At 59.3% G+C, this 25,120-nt stretch carries 23 protein-coding genes; 10 read left to right on the top strand and 13 right to left on the bottom strand.

Annotation, left to right across the window (positions count from 1 at the left end; genetic code table 11):
- Positions 1-17: 17 nt before the first annotated feature.
- The 3 genes from EDB94_RS09225 to EDB94_RS09235 all read right to left on the bottom strand — a co-directional run bounded on the left by EDB94_RS09225 (position 18) and on the right by EDB94_RS09235 (position 3,284).
- Positions 18-1,409, bottom strand: coding sequence for an MDR family MFS transporter (locus tag EDB94_RS09225; protein WP_014578945.1), 1,392 nt, complete (start codon positions 1,407-1,409; stop codon positions 18-20).
- Positions 1,410-1,412: 3 nt separating this feature from the next.
- Positions 1,413-1,838: a MarR family transcriptional regulator gene (locus EDB94_RS09230; RefSeq protein WP_008176821.1), complete on the bottom strand. Its 426-nt coding sequence runs from the start codon at positions 1,836-1,838 to the stop codon at positions 1,413-1,415.
- 162 nt (positions 1,839-2,000) lie between these two features.
- Positions 2,001-3,284 carry an MFS transporter gene (locus EDB94_RS09235; RefSeq protein WP_014578944.1) on the bottom strand — a complete coding sequence of 428 codons (1,284 nt, stop codon included), beginning with the start codon at positions 3,282-3,284 and terminating at the stop codon, positions 2,001-2,003.
- 271 nt (positions 3,285-3,555) lie between these two features.
- Here EDB94_RS09235 and EDB94_RS09240 point away from each other — a divergent pair, with 271 nt between their 5' ends.
- The 4 genes from EDB94_RS09240 (at position 3,556) to EDB94_RS09255 (ending at position 8,468) form a co-directional block, all read left to right on the top strand.
- Positions 3,556-4,458, top strand: a complete 903-nt coding sequence (locus tag EDB94_RS09240; protein WP_181259038.1) for a YafY family protein — start codon at positions 3,556-3,558, stop codon at positions 4,456-4,458.
- A gap of 150 nt (positions 4,459-4,608) precedes the next feature.
- Positions 4,609-6,228, top strand: coding sequence for an ExeM/NucH family extracellular endonuclease (locus tag EDB94_RS09245; RefSeq protein ID WP_108018180.1), 1,620 nt, complete (start codon positions 4,609-4,611; stop codon positions 6,226-6,228).
- Between the two features lie 128 nt (positions 6,229-6,356).
- Positions 6,357-7,244, top strand: a complete 888-nt coding sequence (locus tag EDB94_RS09250) for an alpha/beta fold hydrolase (protein WP_108018181.1) — start codon at positions 6,357-6,359, stop codon at positions 7,242-7,244.
- Between the two features lie 156 nt (positions 7,245-7,400).
- Positions 7,401-8,468, top strand: a complete 1,068-nt coding sequence (locus EDB94_RS09255) for an AraC family transcriptional regulator (RefSeq protein ID WP_108018182.1) — start codon at positions 7,401-7,403, stop codon at positions 8,466-8,468.
- On the opposite strand, the gene queE is transcribed toward EDB94_RS09255, so the two are convergent.
- Together queE and queC are read right to left on the bottom strand one after the other, a co-directional pair.
- On the bottom strand, positions 8,469-9,125 hold the full coding sequence (gene queE, locus EDB94_RS09260) for a 7-carboxy-7-deazaguanine synthase (RefSeq protein WP_008176809.1): 657 nt from the start codon (positions 9,123-9,125) through the stop codon (positions 8,469-8,471).
- Positions 9,125-9,790, bottom strand: a complete 666-nt coding sequence (gene queC, locus EDB94_RS09265; RefSeq protein WP_108018183.1) for a 7-cyano-7-deazaguanine synthase QueC — start codon at positions 9,788-9,790, stop codon at positions 9,125-9,127. Before queC ends, queE begins: the two co-directional genes overlap by 1 nt.
- 185 nt (positions 9,791-9,975) lie before the next feature.
- Here queC and EDB94_RS09270 point away from each other — a divergent pair, with 185 nt between their 5' ends.
- On the top strand, positions 9,976-10,509 hold the full coding sequence (locus tag EDB94_RS09270) for a hypothetical protein (protein ID WP_014578938.1): 534 nt from the start codon (positions 9,976-9,978) through the stop codon (positions 10,507-10,509).
- Between the two features lie 15 nt (positions 10,510-10,524).
- Here the strand turns inward: EDB94_RS09270 and EDB94_RS09275 are convergent, their stop codons facing one another.
- Positions 10,525-10,764, bottom strand: a complete 240-nt coding sequence (locus tag EDB94_RS09275; protein WP_008176800.1) for a hypothetical protein — start codon at positions 10,762-10,764, stop codon at positions 10,525-10,527.
- A 546-nt stretch (positions 10,765-11,310) separates the two neighbouring features.
- Between EDB94_RS09275 and EDB94_RS09280 the strand changes: the two genes are divergently transcribed.
- On the top strand, positions 11,311-11,583 hold the full coding sequence (locus tag EDB94_RS09280; protein WP_041645887.1) for a hypothetical protein: 273 nt from the start codon (positions 11,311-11,313) through the stop codon (positions 11,581-11,583).
- A gap of 25 nt (positions 11,584-11,608) precedes the next feature.
- On the opposite strand, the gene EDB94_RS09285 is transcribed toward EDB94_RS09280, so the two are convergent.
- From EDB94_RS09285 to EDB94_RS09295, 3 genes are read right to left on the bottom strand one after another with little or no spacing between them, the layout of a single operon-like run.
- Positions 11,609-12,022: a response regulator gene (locus EDB94_RS09285; protein ID WP_108018184.1), complete on the bottom strand. Its 414-nt coding sequence runs from the start codon at positions 12,020-12,022 to the stop codon at positions 11,609-11,611.
- Positions 12,023-12,036: 14 nt separating this feature from the next.
- Positions 12,037-12,594 carry a hypothetical protein gene (locus tag EDB94_RS09290; RefSeq protein WP_008176794.1) on the bottom strand — a complete coding sequence of 186 codons (558 nt, stop codon included), beginning with the start codon at positions 12,592-12,594 and terminating at the stop codon, positions 12,037-12,039.
- Between the two features lie 32 nt (positions 12,595-12,626).
- Complete coding sequence (locus EDB94_RS09295) at positions 12,627-16,085, bottom strand: response regulator (protein ID WP_260312578.1); 3,459 nt, start codon at positions 16,083-16,085, stop codon at positions 12,627-12,629.
- A gap of 235 nt (positions 16,086-16,320) precedes the next feature.
- Between EDB94_RS09295 and EDB94_RS09300 the strand changes: the two genes are divergently transcribed.
- Positions 16,321-17,358 (top strand): hypothetical protein, encoded by a 1,038-nt coding sequence (locus tag EDB94_RS09300; RefSeq protein ID WP_260312547.1) that lies wholly within the window; start codon positions 16,321-16,323, stop codon positions 17,356-17,358.
- On the opposite strand, the gene EDB94_RS09305 is transcribed toward EDB94_RS09300, so the two are convergent.
- Positions 17,355-17,606, bottom strand: coding sequence for a hypothetical protein (locus tag EDB94_RS09305; RefSeq protein WP_008176788.1), 252 nt, complete (start codon positions 17,604-17,606; stop codon positions 17,355-17,357). The genes EDB94_RS09300 and EDB94_RS09305 overlap by 4 nt on opposite strands.
- A 196-nt stretch (positions 17,607-17,802) precedes the next feature.
- Between EDB94_RS09305 and EDB94_RS09310 the strand changes: the two genes are divergently transcribed.
- Positions 17,803-18,147 (top strand): hypothetical protein, encoded by a 345-nt coding sequence (locus EDB94_RS09310; protein ID WP_108018186.1) that lies wholly within the window; start codon positions 17,803-17,805, stop codon positions 18,145-18,147.
- Between the two features lie 10 nt (positions 18,148-18,157).
- Here EDB94_RS09310 and EDB94_RS09315 read toward each other — a convergent pair whose 3' ends face one another.
- Positions 18,158-19,444 (bottom strand): serine hydrolase, encoded by a 1,287-nt coding sequence (locus tag EDB94_RS09315; protein ID WP_053113496.1) that lies wholly within the window; start codon positions 19,442-19,444, stop codon positions 18,158-18,160.
- A 124-nt stretch (positions 19,445-19,568) separates the two neighbouring features.
- Complete coding sequence (locus EDB94_RS09320; RefSeq protein WP_108018187.1) at positions 19,569-20,756, bottom strand: GGDEF domain-containing protein; 1,188 nt, start codon at positions 20,754-20,756, stop codon at positions 19,569-19,571.
- A gap of 222 nt (positions 20,757-20,978) precedes the next feature.
- Between EDB94_RS09320 and ybaK the strand changes: the two genes are divergently transcribed.
- A complete protein-coding gene (gene ybaK, locus EDB94_RS09325; RefSeq protein ID WP_108018188.1) occupies positions 20,979-21,449 on the top strand; it encodes a Cys-tRNA(Pro) deacylase in 471 nt (156 codons plus the stop codon).
- A gap of 3 nt (positions 21,450-21,452) precedes the next feature.
- Positions 21,453-22,646: a cation:proton antiporter gene (locus tag EDB94_RS09330; protein ID WP_108018189.1), complete on the top strand. Its 1,194-nt coding sequence runs from the start codon at positions 21,453-21,455 to the stop codon at positions 22,644-22,646.
- An 88-nt stretch (positions 22,647-22,734) separates the two neighbouring features.
- Here the strand turns inward: EDB94_RS09330 and EDB94_RS09335 are convergent, their stop codons facing one another.
- Positions 22,735-24,978, bottom strand: a complete 2,244-nt coding sequence (locus EDB94_RS09335) for an NADP-dependent isocitrate dehydrogenase (RefSeq protein ID WP_014578929.1) — start codon at positions 24,976-24,978, stop codon at positions 22,735-22,737.
- Positions 24,979-25,120 lie beyond the last annotated feature (142 nt).

Raw genomic sequence — 25,120 nt, forward strand, 5'->3', positions numbered from 1 at the left:
CGCAACCACAGGTCTTCCTAGACCCGCATTCGCCACACCGGGATCGCCGCAACCGCTACGAATGCCGCTACCAGCCACCAGGCCGAGTGGAACGCGTTGATCGTGGGCATCCCGGAGGTGTGCTCACCAAATTCAATGGTCAGTGCCACCAGGTTAACGCCAAAGGCGCCACCGAGCTGGCGCATGAAGTTAAGCGTGCTCGAACCGGCCCCCAGCTCCTGTGGCTCCAGCGGATTCAGGGCGCCGGTCGAGAGGGCCGGGAGCATGAAACCGATACCGATGCGGCCCAGCACTGTCCAGAGCACCAGCCAGCCAAAGGCGAGCTCAAGATCGGACAGTGCGAACAGAACGGCGGAAAGGGCAAATGCCCCAATACCGAACACCACCAAACCCCGGGCACTGTGCCTGTCGGCCATGCGGCCGGCCAACGGAAACGTCATACCCAGGACAATACCCGCAGGCAGCATTAGCAAACCTGCCTCCGTCGCACTGAAGCCCAGAGCTGTCTGTACGAACAATGGAATGAGGTAGGTGGATCCGAACAGCGCCAGCCCCAGTGCCATGGCACCCAGGCAGGCGAAAACAAAGACCGGCTTGCGCAGCAGGGCAATGTTCACCAGAGGATGGGCAGTTTGCCGCTCACGCAGCACGAAGAGCAGCAGCCCGCCGAGGGCCAGTAGCCCTTCGATCAGGATCCAGCTCTTCTGGCCTGCCGCCTGTTGCAACCGGTTCAGAGCATCGAGCGACAGGGCGATGGTAAACCCGAGCAATACGAGGCCGGGGAGATCAAAGCGATAGGGGGCTGGCCGGGACACCGGCAAGGGCAGGAAGCGCCAGGCCATGAAAACACCCAGCAGCGTGACCGGAGCCGGTGCAAACATCACGTAGCGCCAGTCCAGCTGATCAACCAGAAAGCCTCCCAGCACCGGACCGAGGGCCGGGGCCAGAATCACCCCCATACCGTAGATACCCATGGCCTGGCCGCGGCGATCGCGGGGGAAAATCCGGAACACCAGATACATGCCCATGGGCTGCATCAGGCCGGCCATGGCACCCTGGCCGATCCGGGCGGCGATAAGCTGCCCCGGCGTCTCGGCAAAACCGCCGGCAAGGGAAATCAGGGTAAAGAGAAACATGGCTACGGCAAGGGTCTTGCGAACCCCGAAGTGATCCAGCAGCCACGAGGAGGCCAGCATAGTGGTGGTCATGGCGGCGATAAAGCCCGTTGCCAGCCAGTGAACCTGGCCCTGGCGAATGCCGAACTCCACCATGATGTCGTGCAACGCCACGTTCACCACGGTGGCGCTGAGCACGGTGGCCATGGTGCCTATCATCACCGTAGCCACTGCCAGCCAGCGCCAGCGATCCCCGTAGCGGGCTTTCAGGCCCTCAACTGAGTTATCAGCCAAGGGTTATTTCTGCTTTTCGGCGTTTTCCAGGATCTTGTGGAAGACCTTCACGGTGCACTCGATCTCTTTGTCGCTGATGCCTTCCAGCATTTCCTCGCGCAGCACCTCGGCTCGCTCGGAAAGGTCATCCATAAACGCCCGGCCGGCGTTGGTCAGATGCAGCCGCCGCGCACGGCGATCGTTCGGGCAGGGCCGGCGCTCAATCAAATTCTGTTGCTCGAGACTGTCCAGCAGTCGCACCAGAGTCGGATTCTCGATCGCCATCAGGCTTGCCAGCTCACGCTGTGTGAGGCCCTCACCGCCTTTTTCCAGGTACACCATCGTGCTCCAGCGCGCCTGGGTGACGCCCAGATCCTTCAGGCGCTCGTCCAGCATTTTTCTCCAGCGCCGGGTAACCCGCGCTACCGCAAAAGGAAACTGGTCTCTCATTTGTCGTCACTCCATATCAAAAGAGGGCTTGGCCCGGGCCGGGCGCTGCCGCGCCTTCGACCAATTAATCACATTATCGGAAAGTCACCAATAGTATGCTAACCATTGTGATAAAAACAGATACGGAAGTAAAAACAAAATCGGGGAAAACCGAAAGCAGCGTCAGCTCGCCTGACGCTGCTCTTCGTGCATCTCCTCGACTTCGGGAGACTCGTGGAACTCGCTGTTCCGCGGATCGATTTCAGCAAGCACCGGCGACGCTTCCGGCATGGCAGGCACGAAGTGCTCCTGATCTGCGACGGCAACGTCCTCGGTATGACTGATCCGGTAGCTGGTAATCACGGCCAGCAGCAGCAGGAAGCCGGCATTACCGAAGAACAGGCCTTTCGGCCCCAGGAGATTGATCAGCTCCGCCATGACAACCGGCCCGATGACACTGCCAACGCCGTAACTCAGCAACAGCGTGGCGCTGGCCGCCACAATACGGGTGCTTTCCATACGGTCATTCGTGATGGCCACGGCTACGGGATACAAAGCGGCTGAAAGCCCCGTGAACACACCAACCAGAAGAGTCAAAAGCCACGCATTTTCGGCCCCGAGAACTCCGACACCGCCTGCGGCTGAAGCCGCTACCAGAGCGATCCAGAACATCACGCGGCGCCGGTCGAAACGGTCGCAGAGCCGGCCCAGCGGCCAGGCAAGGATCATGGCCGCGACAATGGCACTGGCCATGAATGTGGATGTCCGTGCAACGTCCAGCCCGACCAGTGTTGCGTACACCGGCCCAAGCGCATAAAAGCCGCCAATCATGACGCCACAGATCAGGGCGCCGGCAACACCGGAAAAGGATTCCCGTGCCAAAGTGAAAATAGAGATTCGCTGAACCTGCTCAATGACGGGCGCTTCCATTTTGGTCAGTGCCAGCGGCATCAGCGCCAGCGCCAACAGAATTGCGGCAATCGAGAAAGGCATGAAATTGGCGGGGTCGCCGATATTCACGATGAGCTGGCCGCCGGCGGCGGACAGATAGAAAACAATCTGGTACACCGCAAACAACGCACCGCGGTTGGCATTGGTGGCACGGCTGGAGAACCAGCTCTCGATGACCACCAGCACACCGGCAATACTGAACCCGGAGAGTACCCGCAGAACGGCCCAGAAAATCTCGGAAACGGCCATCGGATAGAGTAGCGATGTCACAGCGGCAGCGGCCGCAAACACCGCGAACGCCCGGATATGACCAACCCGGCCGATAATCCTGTGAACGTAGAGCGTACCCAACACAAAACCGATGGAATAGCAGACCAGAATCCAACCGATAATATCCGGCGAGATCGCCTCGATACTCAGACGGATGCCCAGCAGTGTCATCAGGAATGCATTGCCGCTGACCAGCAGAATAATGCTTAGAATCAGGGCAGACAGGGAGGTGACCATTCGGGTCATTACAGCGGCTCCGGGCGTTACAGGGCGTTCTGGATTGAATAACAGACAAAATAGCAGCAAGTCCCGGACTTTGCCGGCGACGTATTAGATCAGGAGCAGGAAATGAAACCACTAGGCACTTCCCGAAACCTGTTAACTGCATCACAAAAACCCGCAAAGGCCGCCATGTAGCGGTTTAACAGGGTTTCACATTAATGCGCCGTAACAGACCATGAGTGCCGGAGCAGGTAACATGAAAACGAGCTATTCATTGGACCGTGAGCGCCTGGTTATGAAAAAAACGGACTGGCCCATCCGCTGGGATCTGCTGCTTCGCTATCGACTTATCGAAACGATTGCCCTGTGGGAAGGTCGCCTGACGACCAACCACATCTGCCACAGTTTCGGGATCGGTCGTCAGCAGGCGTCCAAGGATATCAACACCTATCTGCGCGAACTGGCGCCGGGCAATCTGGTTTACGACCGTCACCTGAAAGGGTATGTCCCGGCCGATAGATTTCGCCCGGTGGTCACCCGTGGAGTGGTCAATGAATATCTGGACCTGCTTGCCCGCCAGCAAAACCTGAGCACCACGTTTGAATCCCTGAACATTGGCCTGCCGGACAGCACCGTGGTCCAGGGTCCGAATCGGGTCATCGCGCCCGAAACCATGCGTGCGGTGGTGACGGCAACACGACAGGGAAGACAGCTGCGGGCCAGCTATGCCTCCCTGAGCCGACCGGAAGCGGTGGAAAGCATACTTGAGCCGCATACTCTGGTTTGTGCCGGCGACAGCTGGCATTTGCGGGCATGGTGCGACTCAAACCGGGAATTCCGGGATTTCGCCCTGAGCCGATTCCGGACCTCGCCGGAGGCCCTCCGGCAGCGCGCCAGACACACCCGGGACCAGGACGAGCACTGGAACCGGCAGGTTACCCTGGTGGTCACCCCGGATCAGCGCCTGACCCGAGCCCAGCAAGAGATCATTGCCCGTGACTACGGCATGGAACATGGTCGTCTGGAAGTTGCTACCCGTGCCGCGCTTGCCCCCTACGTGCTGTCACGGCTCGGTATTACCTTCGACAATCAGCACCCGGATCCTCTGGTGCAACAGCTTGAGTTGGCCAATCCCGACCAGTTGGGATTTGGCAGCAAACGCGAACAGGCCCTCAAAGCCGTTGCCGGCCTCAGCTAAACCGCCAGTGTGAGCTCTGGGACCTGGCGGTATGTCTTTCTCGGCGTTCTGATTCTGTCGTTTCTGCCTGCAGCAGGGAGGGCAGAATCGGTCTGCGGTGATCCCGCAACGCCGATTTCCCGCGTCCAGGGCACTGGACCGGCCTCACCCATGGCAGGAGCTACCGTCACCGTCGAGGGCATCCTGACCCAGGATTCCCGGGCAAAGGGCGGCTTTGGTGGTTTTTACCTGCAGCAGGCCGACCATCAGACCGACGGGAATCCCGCCACTTCCGAAGCGCTGTTTATTTACACCGATCGTGAAATCGCCGATGTCGGCATGCGAGTGCGGGTAACCGGAAAGGTGAAGGAATACCACGGGCTGACCGAACTGGTGTCGGTTCGGAGCATCCGGGCGTGCGGGCGTGGGCCGCTTCCAGCGCCCATTGCCATCACCCTGCCCTGGACCGTCGATCCGGAACATCTGGAGAACATGAGAGTTACCTTTCGCCAGCCCCTGACGGTGGTGGACAACTACAACCTGGCTCGCTACGGCGAGCTTGGGCTGGCGGCCTCAGACCAGGTCCAGCCTACGGAATACCTGCCCCCCGGCAAAGAAGCACACCGGGCATTCACCCGGAACGGGGCAAACCGCGTTCTGCTTGATGACAACCGGTCCAGGAGAGACCCCCGCCCGGTACCATGGCCCCCGGGCGGCCTGTCTTCGGCAACCGTAAGGGCCGGGGATCAGATTAAAGGGCTCATCGGTGTGCTGGATTTCCGCTTCGATGCCTGGCGGCTCCAGCCCTCTCAGGAGCCGGCTTTCCTCGCCACCAATCCCAGAGAAACCGCACCCGGGCCGCGGCATGAGGCTTCGGTGCGGATCATGGCTCTGAACCTTGGTAATTTCTTTAACGGGGATGGCCGGGGCGGCGAGTTTCCAACGAGTCGCGGGGCCGGGACACCGGCGGAATTCCGGCGCCAGCAACAACAACTGGTGAACACACTTCTGGCCCCCGATCCGGACATTCTTGCGCTGACCGAACTTGAGAACGACGGCTATGGACCGGCAAGTTCCATAGCCGAACTTGCAGAGGCCCTGGGCGGCACCTGGCGGTTCGTCAGCACGCCCGGCCAGGACGGCGATGACGAGATCCGGACCGGCCTGCTCTACCGCAGCGACCGGATTAGCGCCGTTGGCCCGCCAGAACGGCTTGCCAAAGGGCCATTTGAATCGGGAGGCCGGCCTCCCCTGGCTCAGGATTTCGGCCGAACGGACGGTGATGCTACCGTCCGGGTCATTGTTCCTCACCTGAAATCGAAATCCTGTCGGGGCGCCCGTGGCGATGATCAGGACCAGGCCGATGGCCAGGGCTGCTACGCGAGCCGGCGGACCAACGAAGCGAAAACACTGGCGGCCTGGTCCGGCAGCGATACCCGCAGGCACCATTCATTCGGCACCCTGATAATCGGTGACCTCAACAGCTATGCCCGCGAACATCCCATCGCGGCGCTGGAGCAGACAGGGTTTACCAGCATGGTGCACCATTTCCATCCCTGCACCGAAAAGACCTGTGGTCACTACACCTACCGTTACCGTGGTCAGAAGGGCTCGCTGGATTTCGCACTCGCCTCCGAGACCTTAAAACCAAGGGTCATGGGCGCCTGGAGCTGGCTGGTGAACGCCGATGAGCCCCGGGTGCTCGACTACCGGAGCGATCACCCGGCATCCAGCCGGGGACCCTGGCGATCCAGCGACCATAATCCGGTGATTGTCGACCTGAAGCTCTGACTTTCCACGCCCCGTCACGGGCAATCTGTTGCCCATTCGCCGACGTCCACGGGCACTGTGGCCAAGGCTCCGGATTCTGGTCCCGGTAGACTGGTGGCCAGACCCAAAACCGTTGATCGCTGACAACCATGAGAATTCCTGCCCCCAACTTCTGGCCCGCTGCCCGCACGGGACAACGATTTCTTCTCCAGGCCCGCCGCCGTGAAACCATGGTCGATGGCCACAAGATGGTTTTCCTGGAACGGGGATCGCCCGATGTCGGCCGCCCGACGATCGTCCTGATTCATGGCTTTGCCGCCATGAAGGAAAACTGGGGGCTGTGGCTGCAAAGACTGCCAAGACACTGGCATCTTCTGGCGCCGGATCTGCCGGGATTCGGGGAGAGTGATTACCGGCCGGAGGCCTGCTACCGCTACGAAACCCAGGCCCGTCGACTGGCTCAGTGGCTTGCGGGCGTTAACACCGACAACATCCATCTGGCCGGCAGCTCCATGGGTGGCGCGATTGCCGCAATACTGGCCCACACACTGGATCCGGCGCCCCGCTCGGTGACGTTGCTCAACAGCGCCGGCATCCCTGAACATGAAGAGGTAGACATTCACGCCCCCCTGAAGTCTGACCGGGATGGCATCCTGATTCCGCGGGACTGGAAAGGCGTCTACCGCATGTTCAACAGTGTTGGCACCGGCAAGCCCACGGTCTCCGGACTTGCCATGGCCGGCCTTCTCGGACCGGACCTCCTGGGCCGCACCGAGGCCCTCCGGCATATCTTCAGTGACATGGTGGCAGACGCGCTGGCACCGGCCCGCTACCTGGGCCCCGAGACACCGCCACTGCAGGTTCAGTGGGGCGACCGTGACTTGATTACCCCGACCCGCTGCGTTAACTGGTTCAGCTCGGCCACGCCTCAGGCAGAAATCCACATGTTCCGGGGTGTCGGGCATCTTCCGATGCTGGAAACGCCCGGGCGATCTGCCGCAGCTCTGGAACACTTCGTCCGCCGTCATGGCCAATGATCGATCCGGATGCTTCCTGCCAATCGGCCGATGATTGGCCTTTCAGGCCATTTATTCCGTCACCGAAGTCATGGGGCAACGAGCCGCGAGGCGCCATAATCGTCGAAACCAAGCGTTCTGCGACATAACAAGAACAGAATCAGACGAGGAAATCCCATGCGCGCCTCCGTTTCAACGGCACAGGACCTGGGCATGCCGGCCATCTACCTGCATCTTCTGGCCGAACTGCTGAACACCATCGGTGTTGACGAACAGGACCTTCTCCTCCGGGTCGGTCTTGACCCGCTCCGCCTGCAATCCACCGATCGGCGGGTGAGCCAGACCCAGGCCAGCGAATTCGTCACCCGGGCCATTATCGAGAGCGGCGAACCGGGACTCGGTATCATGCTCGCCAGGGAGCTGAAGCTGCCCCTGCACGGCGCCCTGGGAACGGCCGTCATGAGTAGCCGTACCCTGGGCGATGCCATGGAGCTGATGACCCGATACCTGACGCTAAGGGTGCCTCACCTTCGGGTCTGCAAACGGGAGACCGGCAACCTGGCCTGGTACGTTGTGAATTGTGATATCGACCTGGGGCCTCTGCACGGCTTTATCATGGATGCCATGCTGTTCGGTTGCGTTTCCATGGGGGCACAGTTGACGGGCTCGGTCATTGACGGTTTGCGGATTGTTCGCCGGGGAACGGAGCCGGCCTATTTCCAGCGTTTCCGCTCACAGATCCCGGTGCCGGTGGAATTCGGCGCTACGGAGAATGCCCTGGTGATTCCGGTTGGCCGTCTGAGCCTGCCCGTGCGCTTCACCGATGATCAACTGGCGGCCTCGTCCAAAGCCCAGTGCGAGGAAGCGCTGCGGCAGCTGACCGAAGACGCCGGATTTGCCTGTCGCGTCCGACGGGTGATCGAGACCAGCCACCCCTTCCCGCCAAAACTGGCCAGGGTAGCGGCCACCCTGTTTGTGTCCGAGAGAACGCTCAAGCGGCGGCTGCAGGAAGAAGACGCCAGTTTCCAGCAGCTGGTAGATCAGGTCCGCCTGGAACGGGCACAGGATCTACTCCGCAGTACCACCATGAATCTGAGCCAAATTGCCGATGCCCTCGGTTACGCCGACGCGGCGAATTTCACCCGGGCTTTCAAGCGCTGGACCGGCAGCAGCCCCAGCCATTACCGAATTTCGCCGCCCGGCCCAGGGCTGATTAACGCCAGGCGGGCACTGGCCACGGGGTAATCAGTCGATGCCGATGATCTTGTGCATTTGCAGGGTCAGGCGCCACTGCGGATGCGCGAGACAATAATCGGTGGCGCGTCGGGTATTGCTTTGTTTGATCTCATCCACGGCCGTTTCCGGTATCGAGGGAGAGGCCATCGGCGACAGGAAATAATGGCTTGCGCGAATGCCCAGGAATCGCTCCGGCATCGCCAGGGGCTGGGGATAGACCAGCTTCAGCTCGTCACAGGCCTCAAGCACCACCGGGGCATCGGCTTTCGGACTGACGCAGAGCCAGTCGATGCCTTCGGGCGCGGGCAGGGTACCGTTGGTCTCTACCCCTACCTCGAACCCTTCCCGGTGCAGAGCCTCGATCAGGGGAGCATCCAGCTGCAGCAGGGGCTCGCCACCGGTGCAGACCACGTAGGGCTTGCCGGGTGCCTCCGGCCAAAGATTGCGTATGTGACGGGCCAGTTCCTCCGGGGTTTCAAAGCGACCACCATTCTGGCCATCAGTACCGACAAAATCGGTATCACAGAAATTGCACACGGCAGTGGCGCGGTCCTTCTCGCGACCGGTCCAAAGGTTGCACTTGCTGAAACGACAGAACACGGCAGCACGCCCGGCCTGGGCACCTTCACCCTGCAACGTGTAGAAGGCTTCCTTGACCCGATACATCAGCTTGCCGCCTCGTAGTCCAGGGGATCTTTGACACCATTGGCAGCGAAGGCTTCCAGTCGTTCAACACAGGAGCCGCAGCGTCCACAAGCCTGCTCACGGCCGTTGTAGCAGGTCCAGGTCTGTGCATAGTCCAGTCCCAGGCGCAGGCCTTCAGCCAGGATCTGCCCCTTGTCCATGGTCATGAAGGGCGCCTCAATGCCGACCGGCTCGTAGTTGGCCACGCGGCAGACCGCGTCCATTTTATCCACAAACTCCGGGCGACAGTCCGGGTAGATAGCGTGGTCGCCACCATGAGCTCCGTACCAGACGGCGCCAGCACCTGCGGTCACGGCGTAACCGGTCGCCAGGGACAGGAGAATCATGTTTCGGTTAGGCACCACGGTCGCTTTCATGCTGTCTTCTTCATAGTGGCCTTCCGGCACATCGATATCCGAGGTCAGCGATGAGCCGGCCATCACCTCACTCATGGCGCGGATATCGATCACCTTGTGGGGCACACCCAGCGCTTCACAGACCGAACGCGCGCACTCAAGCTCCCGGACATGGCGCTGCCCGTAGTTGAAGGACAGGGCATGAACCTGGTAGCCGCGCTCCCGGGCCAGATGCAGCAGGGTGTAGGAGTCCATGCCTCCGGAATAGATAACGACTACGGTGTCTGTCATTCGGGCTCCCCGTATGGTGCGGTTCGGATTTGGCTGGTTTACTGTCGCGCCCGAGGCCTGTTGCTGTCATCGGGCTTTTACAATGAATGGACATATTGTAACAGTGCAGGAACAGGTTGGGTTCGCGTCTCGCTTGCGGGGCGGGTAAACTCAGCGAAAAACAACTCATCAGCTACACTGACTCCATGACCACTATCCAGCCGGCATTCATCGATTTCGAGGCATCAAGCCTTGATCTGATCGCGAGCTACCCCATTGAGGTGGGAATCTGCATGCCGGATGGCACTCTCCACAGCTGGCTGATCAGCCCCCACGTGCTGTGGCAGGACTGGTCACAAAGCGCTGAGCAGATTCACGGCATTTCCCGCGAGACCCTGGAAGCGGATGGTATTGCGGTGAGCGAAGTCGCCAGTGCCCTCAACGAACTGCTGCCGGAACAGGTGTTTTGCGATGCCTGGACCTTCGACAGTTTCTGGCTGCACCGTTTGTTCAAGGCCGCCCGCATAACGCCAACGTTTCAGCTTGAATCCATTTCAGCGCTGTTGGACACGAGGCAGGTGCGCGAATGGTCAGCACTTCGCCAGCAGGTGATTACAGAGCTTGGCCTGCCTGTGCATCGGGCCGCAAACGATGCCCTGATTCTCCACAAAACCTGGGAACGGATTGCTCCGAATCAGGACGAACTGGCGCCGTTAACGGGTCAAACCCGGCAGGCCTGACGCATTCCCGGTTGATCAGTGCCTGGCGTGACGGACACGCAGTGCGATGACCTCAAGACCATCCCGAAGGGTATTCAGCGTCCAGTAGGTCACAAGGGCCATGAGCGCGGCTCCGGTCACGGTAAACACCAGATTCTCACCCACGACCTGCTCTTGCGCGACCAGCAGGTAAAGACCAAGTGCAATAATCAGGGCGAGTTCAATCAATGCGTGGGAACGGAATTTTTTACTGGCAGATCCGGCTTCGTCGGACATTTTGCTAGGTTTCAACCTCTGTCTGTTGATGGCGATTAATCGAATATTAGTGTGCGAATTATCGCCGGGACAGGCCGCAAAATCTGTAAGAAGTAATGGCTACGAAGATTCCACTACCCAAAAAAAACGCAGCCATAGAGGCTGCGTAGAAAGGAGAGATCCATCGACTGCCTGGCGCGGCAGGCAGTCGGGATTGCACAACGTAAAACACGTGACGGAAAGAATTATGCCAAGCGCCCCTGGAGGCCGTCTGTAGGGGTTTGCCGAAGAAGCCGGGCTATTGCAAACGGCCCATTAGCCTATACACTGGTAGTCGAACCGAAACATAAGAGCCGGTATGACCAGAATGATTCCACAGTTCAGCGCTTACACAGCAGCAGGTTGCCATGCAGGGCAGTCTGTCCGCGCGATGGTGAAAGACATCTAACGGCTTTCGGTCAGTCCCGGGAGCCTATGTAGCGACCGGGTCAGCTTCTCCGCGAAACCCCGGTCGCTTCAGGCACCGGGGTTTTGTTTTTGCAGCCGCAAAACGACAAGGAGAACATCATGAAAAGACATCCGACAACTCGCGCAGCAAACCAGCCCATGAACAATCGCCAGGGCCCGATCAAGCGTCCGGAGAAGCTGCCGCTGCTGGATGCCATCTGCAAAAAACTTAATCAGCGCGTCAATCTGGATGACGAACAGCGGGTGCTGGGAGTGTATGAGCGGGGCTGGATCTTCAAGGGCGTCCTGGGCAATATGAACGACGCCGAGGCAAGGTACGTCAGAGCATTGGCGACCCGTTACAATTCCTGGATTGCCCGGCAGGTCGCCTGATTCAGAAGCCGCGTGTCTGAACCGGTCAGTGGCGCCGGTTCAGACCCTGCATCATCGCCATATCGCCGCCGTGAACCATGGCGTAATTGTTGACCACATCGTGTATTTTTTCCTGGGAATAAGGCTTGACCACGTAGCCGTTAGCGCCGGCACTGATCGCCCGCTGAATACTCTCGATCGAATCGTCCGCCGTCACCAGCACAATGTGCTGCTCCTCACGGGCGTCCTTGAATTCCAGCATCAGTTCGTGCCCATCGCCGTCCGGCAACCCCAGATCCAGCAGGATGATGTGAAATTCCCCGTCCTTGAAAGCCGTCCGGGCGGAAGCTGCGTCAATACACTCGATCACTTTGGTTGCGCCAGCGTTGTAGAGCATATCCACGAGCCGCTCTCGCATCACAGGCTCATCTTCCACTACCAGCACTTTCAGATCCGTCATGTGGGTTGCTCCTCTCAAACTGTCGGGTCGTTGCCTGTGCGCCGCGGCAGGTCCAGCGGCGCTGGTCGGGGCTCGCTCATGTCACTGTAGTCAGAGCGTGGCGAGGTCTCCGGATTGGCCGTCGTCCCGTCCTCCATGCCAAACCGTGTCAGTATATTGCTGATGCTCACAGCGGTTGTGTAGAGGGATATCGCAATAATCAGAAGGATCGGCTGAACAAAGGTTACAAAACCGGGTACATCCGCGCTTCCCAGTATACTCAGGATCAGAATGATTGCCGGCCCCAGCACCACGAAAAGCGTCAGGGCAATGAAGAAAACAATCCGCTCCTTGTAGCGCCCGAGCTCCCGGTTGGTCACGAGACCGAGCACGAACTTGCCGATAGCCAGACCGGCAAGAATAGCGGCGGCGATGCTCAGGTCCGGTCGCAGCAGGGTTTCGTAAAGCCGGCCTTCCCACAACCGTTGCATACCGATAATCAGAAAGGGAAACAACACAAACAGGATGTCGGCATAGGTACCATACATCATGCTCAGGGAATGGTGTTCTCGGCGTTCCGGCAGCTCACTCATCGGGTTCTTCCTGTTGGTCATACTCACACACGTCAGCCTGGCGTTTTCGCAGCGGCGAGGGCACGGTCTATCATTTCACCGAGTTCCTTCAGTTCGCTGCGAACACGGTCCCAGTCCGGCTCAGTGACTTTCAGCAGATCTTCCAGTATACCCGCCTGTCGGGTCATCAGCGGATAGCCCATGGCACCCGCCGTGCCCTTGATCTGGTGGGCTTCGGTTTTCATTGCCTCACGATCTGCGTCCGCCAGCGCGGCATCCATTCGGGTCCGCCGCGCGGCAAGCCCGTCAAGAAACTGTGCCACCAGGTGGGCAATTTCAGCGTCTTCGCCAGTATCCGCGGCGAAAACGGGGCCCGTGCCCAGCAGCCGGTCCAGCAGAGCCGTCAGGTGGGACTGATCAATGGGTTTGTTCAGCACGCCGTCACAACCGGCCTCAAGCAACGCATCGGTTTCCTGCTGATCGCCGGCTGTAAAGGCAATCACCGGCCGGCGGAACCCGGCCTGGCGCAGCAACCGGGTGGCATCAACACCATCCATTCCCGGCATGTGACGGTCCATCAGCACCAGATGAACCGTATCGGACAATGCAGTCCGAACCGCGTCCTCGCCGCCGGTCACTGCCACGACGTCCAGACCTTCCCGGCGCAGCATACGCTCTACCAGCTGCCGGTTTTCCGTGTTGTCTTCGGCAACCAGCACCTTGCCCTGATAGCGTGAGGTTCGTTCATTAGCGGAGGCCGGCGTCACCGACAGGTATCGTCCCAGTGTTTCATAGAAGCGCTGCTTGTCGATGGGCTTCGCCAGGTGTTCATTGCAGCCGGCCAGGCGATAGTCGGCAATGTCCTCGGACATCACATTGGCGGTGAGCGCGATGACCGGCGTATTCACCCCGGCTTCTCGAAGTGCCGCCGTCGCGTCACGGCCGTTCATCACAGGCATCTGTATGTCCATCAGGATCAGATCAAAGGGTTCGCGAATCGCCATTTCCAGGGCTTCCGCTCCGTTGCTCACATGGACAAGCTCGGCTCCGGTTCGAGACACCAGCAGGGAAACAAGCCGCCGGTTCACCTCGTTGTCCTCGGCACACAGGATACGCCCTGACAATCGCGGCGCGACAACCATGGGGATGGTCCGGCGGCGCTGGCTCAGCTCCGAGGCATCGCGCAGGAAATGCACCTCATCCAGTGGCCCGGTCCGGATCGAAAGCTCAAACTCGCTGCCCTCGCCATAGGTGCTGTTCACCCGGATACTGCCGCCAAGCATTTCCGCCAGACGCCGGGAAATGCTGAGCCCGAGGCCGGTGCCACCATATTGCCTGGAAATGGCGGCGCTGCCCTGTGCAAAGGGATCGAACAGCCGCCCCAATTGCTCCGGCTTCATACCAATGCCGGTATCCACGACCCGGGCCACGAGCAATTCCTGATCGCGATCACAACGGACCACCAGGGAAATGGACCCCTTATCGGTAAATTTAAGGGCATTACCACACAAGTTGATGATGATCTGGCGCAGTCGGGTGGGGTCGGTGCGTACCTGCTCCGGCAACGGGTATTCGCAGATGATGCTGAAATCCAGTCCTTTTTCCCGGGCTCTTGGCGCGAAGAAGGCGCGAATCTCGTCAAGAAGTTCCGGCAGATTGACCGATACGATGTCCACATCCAGTTTGTTCGCGTCGATTTTCGAGTGGTCGAGGATGTCGTTGACCAGGTCCAGCAGATGTCGGCCGCTGCGCACCACCGTCTCGGCACTGCTTCTTTTCTCCGGCTCACTGAGATCCGGATCAAGCAACGTTTCTCCGTAACCGATGATGGCTGCCAGCGGTGTGCGGATCTCATGGCTCATATTGGCCAGGAACTGGCTTTTCGCCTCCGCGGAATTGCGGGCAAGCTCCTTCTCGAGACGCTCCTGCTCGCGCTCCCTCTCGATTCTCAAGCGATTGTGACTTTCGGTGGCGTCGATGCAGGTGCCTTCCAGATGGGTCGGCTCACCCTCGGTGTCATACACCGTGTGCAGTGAGATGGTCGCCCAGCGCTCGTCACCATCCCGGGTCAGGTATCGAGCCTCAATGCCCTTGACCGTGCCTCGGGCCTCCAGCTGCTCGATCACCAGCCGCCGCAACCGCTCGTCGGCGATGCAGGTTTCCAGTACGTCCGGGTTCCGCTTGAGCAACTCGCGGCTGCTGTTATAGCCCAGCAGGCGCGCCATGGCGGGATTGGCCGTGACAAATCGCCGGTCCGGCGACATCTGGAACACGCCCTCGATGGCGTTATCGAACAGCGACTGGTAACGCTGAAGGTTCGACAGCGCCCGCTGGCTCCAGCCCAGGGCCTCGCCCTGGACCTGTTTGATCCTGTCGGCGAGGGCAAAAGAAAACAGGATGATCTGCGCGGTCAGACCAAACTGGGGTGAGTAAGCGGTGAAGGTGTTCAATGGCAGTATGCCCATCACCGTCAGGGCATAGATACCGAAGCCCACCAGCGCCAGTGTCCAGGCGAAAAAATAGGAACGGGCCGCCGGATTGTAATAGCGCCAGGACAGGTAACTGACCACGATCAGAATCAGGCTCAGCAGAATGGAGCCAACCACAATCCATTCCATGGCGACGTGGTAGGGCAGGAACAGCGACAGCACGAAAGTGGCAACCACCGAATACAGGCACAGGCGGATGACCTGATCAAGATCGGCCGACCGTTCCCGGGTTTCAAGCAGCGACCTTGCCATCAGCAGGCCCCAGAACCAGGTCAGAATGATCTGGAAGTGCAGGAACTGCTTGTCGAACAGAGCGGGCCGGCTGTCGAGAAGCTGGATACCGTGAACCTGTTCGGTGAAGATAAAGATGGCCGCAAAGACCAGGTAGAGCACGTAATAGATGTTGCTCCGCTCGCGAACCGAGACCGCGACGAACAGGTTGTAGGCAAGAATGGCCAGCACCGAACCAAGCAGGATGCCCCGCACCAGCTCATCCACCGAGACTTTTTCGATGTAGCTGTCCGGATGCCAGAGGCTGATCGGCAGACGGAAAGTATTGGTGTTGACCACCCGCAAGTAGACGTGGCTCAGGGAATCCGGTGCCAGTGAAAGGCGGAATGTCGGGTTGGGGACAGCCAGGTCCCGTTCCACCCAGTTGTCCTCATAACCCGCCTGTCGCTGATCGACCAGATCCCCGTCGCGGACCATGAACAGGGTGACTTCATCCACCAGAGGCAGGGCAAGCTCAAGGATCCATCCGTTCTGGTCCGGATTGCCCGCGGAGCGGAGATCCAGGCGCACCCAGTATGCGGATTCCGTGTAGCCGAAGTTCAACACGCCGCCTTCGTGGCGGGTAAAGGCACCCGATTCGAGAGCGCGAACCTCATCGAGGGTCAGTTCCTGCCCCGGGTCCTCGAGATACCAGATGCAGCCACCCAGATCACGGATACTCTCGATACCGCCGTCCAGTACAATCTCGCCATCATGGCAGGGCCCGGCCGCACTGGCCGACGCCGGCATCATGGCCGTGACCAGGAACAGCAGGACCGCTACCAAAGACGTCACCGCTGGAAGCGCCAATTCAAGCCGTTGCCGCAAAATGTGATCTCCGCGAGGGTAGATACCGGTTTTTTGTTTTACTGTCAGTAGCCACGCCGGGGCTATACCGTCCCGGTGACTCACTTTAGCCGTTTACACCGTTTTTCGCATCCTGGGGCCATCTGAAATGAGACATTCCTGCATTTTCGCCGCTGTTTCCATGACCACACTTGTCCTGAGTGGCTGCGGACTTGAGGATACCGGACCTTCCGCGTTCAATCCGGCGACCAATGTGGATCTGACGTTCTCGAGCTTCAACCTGGAAAACACGGAGGTGGCACCGGACAACCTCGGCAATACCCGTTTCTGGGACTTTTACCGGGGCATCCAGCCGGCAGCAGACGATTCCGACGACCTGCAAACCACCAGCGAAATACGCAGCCACATTGAGGTTTTCATCCGCGCCACGCCAACGGACGCCGGCACCAGCTATGACAGCGTGCGCAACCCGCTGGACCTGATGAACCAGGTGCTGGCCTCCGGCGAAGTCACCAATTTCCAGGAAGGCAAACGATACATCAGCCAGAGGATTGCAGATGGTGTCGCAGGCACCTACAACAGTCGGGGCAACGGCGCGCAGATCCGGTTCACAGACCAGTCGGCGGTGATTGCCGATCTGCCGCTGAACGACCAGCTCTGGATCTACCCGACGCTCGACTGGCGTTACCTGCCGGATGGCCCGGAAGGCTCGGATCTCGAAAACAAGGTATATCGCACGATCCAGTATGTCAGCCGCAGTGTTGAAGAAGAGGAGCAGGCCGCCCAGCCGGAACTGGTCAGCGTGCTGGCAGGCAGCCGGTTTGATGCCAACAGTTTCATGACACTGGGCTACAGCCCCACCGAATTCGCCACCGCCGACTACCTGAGCCGGAACCATGGCAGCATTGAACTGCGCCAGGATTTCATTGACGAAAACACCGACACGCTGTTTATAAAGAATGACGAATCCGAGGTGATCACACTTGATCGCTATCCAGGTTATGGCCTGGGAGACAACAGCCCGGACTGCCTGAGAGTCGAGCTGGATTACAACATGGATCTGGTGAGGATTTTTGCCTCGAACGGCGAGCCAGCGCGCATTGACGACCCTGACTCAACCGACGGGCAGGACACCATTCCGAATCCGGCCAATTGCACCTACCAGGAAGATGCCGACGCGATTACCAGCTGGACAACGGTGCCTGTCGCCGGCCGCTAGCCGGCGCCGCCATCCCTTAGGTCCCAGTTCTGCAGGAAGCCTTTCTTGCGGTCGATCATGCGTTCATAGGTGGAAATCATGATGGCCGCGTGGGGTGCTTTGACAAGACGCAGGGTTTCTATTCGGCGCTCCAGCCGTTCAACTTCAGAGCGCACCTGCTGGTGCACATGATTGCGAACGCTGTCGTGATGGTCCAGCTTGACCTCGCGGGAGGCGGGCTGGTTACTGGGGGGTGTGGGCTTGTCCATTCGGCTTCTCGTCCAATGAGTCGTGATAGATCCTTCTCCCATCACGCAAGTCTGCACAACTGTCCGACATAGTGCAATTAAAATGAATAGAGTTTCATTTTTATTTTCAGCTCTGCCGGACCTCCTGTCATCCAGACGACAGAACCCCTGCTATAGTTCCCTGTAGAGACGACATTGCCCACCGACAGGAGCTCCCATGACCCAGACATCCGTGGCGGATACCCTCCGTGAATATCTGTCGCTGCTGGAACTGCTGGACGATGCCTACTGGGAAGCCAGCAGCATTCACCACAAGGACATGCTGTACGACATTATCAGCATCTTCAGCCAGGAAGTGGCCGAGATAAACAAGCTCAGTATCCAGGACCACCATTACCCCTATGAGGTAATTACAGAAGGCATACGCCGGGTTGTGCCCAAGCTTGAGCGACTTGATGAAAACCGGGAAGACGTCATCCAGCGCACCCAGACCCTGACGGATTTCAGGGACATTCTGTCCTCCGTGCTGGGCATACTCGAAGCCCAGCTCGGGACGCTCTGAACCCTTTGCCTCAGGCGGCGATCAGCGGTCGCCGGTGCTCGGGTATCAACGGAAAACGATTGCCCACGGTATACACGAACTTCGCCAGTGCCGGCAGGTGATGACCGACGATCGGGATGCCGGTGTTCAGCAGACTGACCGAAATATCACGGGCCGCATCCGCCCAACACAGCTTGTTGATCAGACCGACGTGACCGAAAGCAAACCGGCTGTTCTGACCCCAGAGGCCCACCGGATTGCCACCCAGCATCATGCCGGCACTGAAGCGCATGGGTATCATCATGGTGCGGTCTATCTGTAGCGAACCGAACTGTTGAATGGCCCGGCGGATGGTGATTTCGCTGCAGATACGACGGCCGTTCCAGAGCCCGCCATTCAGCATCATCTGGAAGAAGCGGCCCATTTCCTCGGCGGTGCCGCACAGATTGCCCGCAGGAATCACCGCTTCCTGGAACCTCGGGTCATTGGTAACCCGCTCGACGGTCCGGATATCGCCACCCAGCGCGCGGTTAACAACCCAGGAAACGGGGAAACGGGGCGTTGGTCCGGTGGCGTAATTGCAGGCCAGCTCATCGAGATGCTCCGGGGCAATGCCATAGGTAAACCATTTCATGCCCATGGGCCGACGCAAATGCTTGTCGAGGTATTTTTCAATGGTGTCGCCCGTGACGCGTTCCAATACCCGCTGCAGGACAAAACCGCCGGTGATAGCGTGATAGGCCACCTTGGCGCCGTCCACTTCCACCGGTCGTGCAGCACAGAGCAGACGCCAGATTTCATCGTTATCCCACAGCACATCAATCGGCGTTTCCCGCGGAATGGCAGGAATGCCCCCGCGGTGAGAAAGAATCTGGTGAACGGTGATGGTCCTTTTCCCATTAACCCCGAACTCCGGGCAATAGTAGGACACGGGATCCATCAGGTTGACCAGGCCCTGTTCCGCCAGCATGTGCATAAGCAATGCCGTCACCGCCTTGGAGGCGGAGAAGTAGCAGATGGGGGTATCAGTCGTCATCGGAACCTTGGCGGCGTCGCGCGGGTCATGGGGGCCATTGCCACTGGCATGGCCAATCGCCCGGTGCAGAACCTGCTCACCCTTGTGGCGGATGGAAATCTGGATACCCGGGTGCACGCCGGTCCGGTAAAGGCTCTGGACGCTGCGCCACAGGGCATCAACCGTTTCCTGACTGACACCGGCAGCAGCCGGATTTTCACCGGCATCATCCCGAAAGGTGACGGATTCGAGATCCTCGGGAATCTGGCTGCTATGGAGGGCACGGCGCGCAAGTCGGTTCATCGGCTCAAACCTTTTTCAGTACGTTTGTTGTTTTTCTATGTTCAACAGAACCGGCCCGGGCCACATTGGCCGGGCCGCAGCAAGGCGGACGTCACCTCCTCCACCTGCCGGGACACGAGTCTCACTACTGATTATGGACCTGGTCGTGCAGGTGCGCCATGGCGACACAGTTGCGGCCCCTATCCTTTGCCAGATACATGGCTTTGTCGGCGGCGGCACAGAGTGTCGAAGCAGTCTGCCCGTGATCCGGGTAGACCGCAACGCCCACGCTGATGGTCAGGGGCACCGCCTCGCCATTCCCCAACGGCTGCGGTTCTTCCGCCACTTTGCGCCGCAAACGCTCGGCCGTTTCCTGGGCCTCCTCCAGATCCATTTCAGGCAAAACAATCACGAACTCCTCGCCGCCAAACCGACCGATGGAATCGACGCTGCGGACGCTACCCAGCAACAGGCGGCTGATAGCTCTGAGAACCGAGTCACCTGCAGCATGGCCGTAGGTGTCATTCACATCCTTGAAATGGTCGAAATCCACCCAGAGCACCGCCATGGGTCGCTGGTAACGACGGGCTCTCTGAAGCTCCTCATCCAGCACCCGGGACATCTCCCGCCTGTTCAGAAGACCGGTCAGGGGATCCCGAGTCGCCATTTGCTCAAGCTCTGTCTCCAGCACTTTGCGGTCAGAAATATCCAGAATGATGCCTTCAAGGTGGAGCGAGCCATCGTCCTCCTGAACGCCTCGTCCCCGCTCCCAAACCCAGATACGACTGCCGTCTTTTCGGGTGACCTCGTATTCCAGGGAAAACGATTCTTCTTTTTCCAGTGCCACTCTGACTTGCTCGAACAGTTGCTGATTAGAAGCGTCGCTGACCAGCGCCGCATAGCTGGTGACCCGGTTGTTGACCAACTCATCGGGCTCATAACCAGTCAGCTTGGTGCATCCCTGGGAGACAAATTTCATTGTCCAGTCGGGATCATACAGGCAGCGATAGGCCATGCCCGGGAGATTGTCCATCAGGATCTGGAGCTGACGCTCGCGCTCACGGAGTGCTTGCCGTTGTCGGTGCTGGAGGTTGAGCAGGGCCCGATCCTTGGTGAGTTGGCGGAGCAACACAGAAAAGAGAATCACCCCGGTTATCAGCACAAAGAAAGAGCCTTTCCAGGTCTGGATGACGGAGAGGGTTTTCGGATCGGGAAACCATGTTTCCGCGAGAGTGTCGGAAAACGCAATCCAGGCAAAGCCGGCGATCAGATAGACCACGGCAGCCCAGCCAGCGCGCCGCAGGGGTGTGCGGTTTTCGTTCAAGCTTTTCATTCCCTGAGATTTCGACGACGAAGGCTCCATGAACACCGCCATCGATGTTTGAATATTTATAATGTACGAAAAATAGTCATAACGGCGCTTTAAGTCGAGCGTCAAATGTCATGCCCGGTAAAATCCACCCGGGAATCGGGTTTTGCCTCCACGCCAGACAGTTGTTGTGATGCCGCTTAGCTGCTTTAATTCCCGGTTTCTGCCGTCTTTCAGGAGCCCAGCATGACGCCTGGCATCAACGCTGCGCGCAAAGCCGCTGTACCCCATACCATCCATGAGTACGACCACGACCCCGCCAGCGAGAGCTATGGCACCGAGGCCGCCGAGAAAACCGGCGTGGATCCCGCCCGGGTCTTCAAAACACTGGTTGTTGCCGTCGACGGCAAGGAGCTGGTGGTTGCCATTGTCCCGGTGAACACCATGCTCAATATGAAGCTCATTGCCCGGGCGGCGCAGGGTAAAAAAGCCGCCATGGCTGACAAGCAGGCGGTTGAACGAACAACCGGCTATGTCCTGGGCGGAGTCAGCCCCCTTGGACAGAAGAAAAAGCTGAAAACCTTTATCGACGACTCAGCCCTGGGCTTCGAGACCATTTTCGTGAGTGCCGGGCGACGAGGCCTGGAGATTGAACTCGCGCCCCGGGACCTGGCAACACTGGTAAACGGCGGTTTTTTCCCACTCCATCAGGAGTAAGCCTTGAATCACGCCACCGACCTTCTTCTGATCGGCGGGATCATGCTCCTCGCACTTGGCGCTCACACGCTGGGCCAGAGGGTCCATGTCCCCAGGGTAACCCTGCTTCTGCTTGTGGGAGCGCTGGCCGGCCCCTCACTCCTGGATATCATTCCGGTTCGAGTCAGTGACAACTTTCCGCTGGTCACCGAGCTCACCCTCGCCATGGTCGGATTTCTGCTGGGCGAACGGATGTCCGTTCGCGATCTGAAGGACGGTAGGGAAGCGATTATCGTGAGCCTCGCGGTCACCCTGGTCACCGCGCTGATCATTTTCGTGGTTGTCTGGCTGGTCACCCGAAATCTGACAGCGTCCCTGTTACTGGCTGCCATCGCCACGGCAACGGATCCGGCCGCGACACTGGATGTGATGCGTGAGGCTGGATCCAGGGGGCCACTGACCCGCGTTGTCGCGCAGGTGGTCGCCATCGACGATGCCTGGGGGGCCATCCTGTTCAGTATCCTGCTGGTTTTCGCGGAACTGGTCTCCGGTAATGGGTCGGCAGTTATCGAGTCGATCGGGTTCGGTGTCTATGAGGTGCTGGGTGCCATGATTCTGGGGGTTCTCCTTGGCCTGCCCATGGCCTGGATGACCGGCCGGCTCAAGCCAGGGGAACCCATGCTGCTGGAATCCGCCGGCTTTGTTTTTCTCGCGGCGGGCATAGCCGGGGCGCTGGAACTGTCCTACCTGCTCACCTGTATGGCTCTGGGCGTTACCGTTGCAAACCGCGCCCACCACCACGTACGGCCTTTCCGCTCTATCGAGGGGATCATCGAGCCGTTTCTGGCAACGTTCTTTTTTCTTGCCGGCTTCAGCCTTGAGTGGGACTTGCTACCCACGCTGGGCCTGCTTGGTGGTGCGTACGTGACCGCACGGATCGCCGGACGGATACTCGGTGGCGCCATGGGTGGTCAGCTTGCCCATTCGAGCCACGCGGTAAAACTGCGCAACGGTGCCTGCCTTCTGCCCCAGGCAGGCGTGGCCATGGGGCTGGCACTGGTGGCCACAAACCGGTTGCCGGAGGTCGCCTTTATTCTACCTCTGATCATCGGTTCCACCGTTTTCTTCGAGCTGATTGGCCCACCCATCACGATGTACAACCTCAAGCGAGCCGGCGAAACCGGGAGGGGTTACGAGGAGCCCGCCGACGACGACTGAGGCCGGCACAAAAAAACCGGAGAACCCGCCAGGGTTGTCCGGTTTTTTGAAGGCATCCGGCTGTTAAGCCGGATGCTCACAGGCTGACTTACTTCACGGATGCGCGAGCTTCTTCGAGAATCCGGTTCAGCGTGGCGCTCGGCTGCATCACTTCGCAGACCTTCTCCATCGGCGGGTGGTAGTAGCCACCGATATCCGCCGGGTTGCCCTGAACCACCGTCATCTCTTCCAGGATCTTGTCCTTGTTCTCTTCCAGCTGTGCAGACAGCTTGGTGAAGAACTCCTTCAGCTCCTTGTCGCTGTCCTGGTTGGCCAGCTCCTCTGCCCAGTAGCGGGCGAGGTGGAAGTGGGAACCACGGTTGTCGAGCTCGCCGGTAACCCGGGACGGAGACTGGTTGTTTTCCAGCAGACGCTCGGTCGCCTTGTCCAGGGTCTGACCCAGAAGACGCGCGCGCTCGTTGTTCTGCTTCTCGCCCAGCTCGTCCAGGGAGACCGCAGTAGCCAGGAACTCACCCAGGGAGTCCCAGCGCAGGTGGTTTTCCTGGATCAGCTGCTGCACGTGCTTGGGAGCGGAACCGCCGGCACCGGTCTCATAGAGGCCACCGCCGTTGAGCAGCGGAACGATGGACAGCATCTTGGCACTGGTACCCAGCTCAAGGATCGGGAACAGGTCGGTGAGGTAGTCACGCAGTACGTTACCGGTCACGGAGATGGTGTCGAGACCGCGAATCAGGCGCTCCATGGTCCAGCGGATGGCACGAACCGGGGACATGATGCGGATATCCAGACCTTCAGTGTCGTGATCCTTCAGATAGGTGTTCACTTTCTGGATCAGCTGGGCGTCGTGAGCACGCTCGTCGTCCAGCCAGAACACGGCAGGCATACCGGTGGCACGGGCACGGTTGACCGCCAGCTTGACCCAGTCACGGATCGGCAGGTCTTTGGTCTGGCATGCGCGCCAGATGTCGCCTTTCTCGACGTTGTGCTCGGTCAGCACGGTGCCGTCTTCGGCAACAACGCGAACAACACCGTCTTCCTTGATTTCAAAGGTCTTGTCGTGAGAGCCGTACTCTTCGGCTTTCTGCGCCATCAGACCGACGTTCGGTACGGTCCCCATGGTGGTGGGATCGAAGGCACCGTGGGTCTTACAGAAGTTGATCACTTCCTGGTAGATGGTGGCGTAGGTGGACTCGGGCATAACCGCCTTGGTGTCCTTAAGCTTGTTGTCCCGGGCCCACATTTTGCCGGAGTTACGGATCATCGCCGGCATGGAGGCATCAACAATGACGTCGCTCGGAACGTGCAGGTTGGTGATGCCCTTGACGGAATCGACCATGGCGATTTCCGGACGGTGCTCGTAACAGGCGTGCAGGTCTTCCTGGATCTGCTCCTGCTTGGATTCCGGCAGTTGCTTGATCTTCTCGACCACGCTGGACAGACCGTTGTTCGGGTTCACGCCGATCTCGTCGAACAGCTCACCGTACTTGTCGAACAGATCCTTGTAGAAAACCTTCACCGCGTGACCGAACACGATCGGATGGGAGATTTTCATCATGGTGGCTTTCACATGCAGGGAGAACATGACACCGGTGTTCTCGCAATCGGCAATGGCGTCCTCGAAGAACTTCACCAGCGCCTTCTTGCTCATGAACATGCCGTCCAGAACTTCGCCTTCCTGCAGCGGCAGGTCGGACTTCAGAACCGTCTGCTTACCCTGCTTGTTCTCGAACACGATGTTGGCTTTGGTCGCCTTGTCGAGAGTTACGGACTGCTCGCTGGAGTAGAAGTCGCCACCGCGCATGTGGGCCACGTGGGTGCGTGAGGCCGGGCTCCACTCACCCATGGAATGCGGGTATTTGCGGGCAAAAGCCTTTACGGCAGTCGGCGCACGACGGTCGGAGTTGCCCTCACGCAGCACCGGGTTAACGGCACTACCGAGAACCTTGGCATAGCGGGACTGAATTTCTTTCTCTTCGTCATTTTCCGGGTTTTCTTTGTATTCCGGAACGTTGTAACCCTGCTCGTTCAGCTCCTTGATCGCGGCCCGCAGCTGGGGAATGGACGCTGAGATATTCGGCAGTTTGATGATGTTGGCGTCCGGGTCCTTGGTGTATTCACCCAGTTCGGCCAGGGCATCCGGAACCCGCTGATCTTCCTCCAGATAATCCGGGAAGTTCGCCAGAATACGCGCCGCGAGAGAGATGTCGCTGGTTTCGAATTCAATACCAGCCGGCTTGGCGTAGGTTTCCAGGATAGGAAGAAGCGACCGTGTTGCGAGGGCTGGCGCCTCGTCGGTCAGTGTGTAGACAATCTTGGCTTTGGATGATGTCATTTTCGTCCTCAGGCTAATGGGTGGGTTCAGGACGGTCATGGCGGGGTCAGGCGTCTTTTGAACGTCCGACCTGAGCAATGACTGATTAGGAACTTTTGATAGGGCTACTAAGATACCATTTTTTCGTTAATTTTGGTTACGA

This window comes from Marinobacter sp. 3-2, assembly GCF_003751355.1.
In the GTDB taxonomy this organism is placed as follows: domain Bacteria; phylum Pseudomonadota; class Gammaproteobacteria; order Pseudomonadales; family Oleiphilaceae; genus Marinobacter; species Marinobacter adhaerens.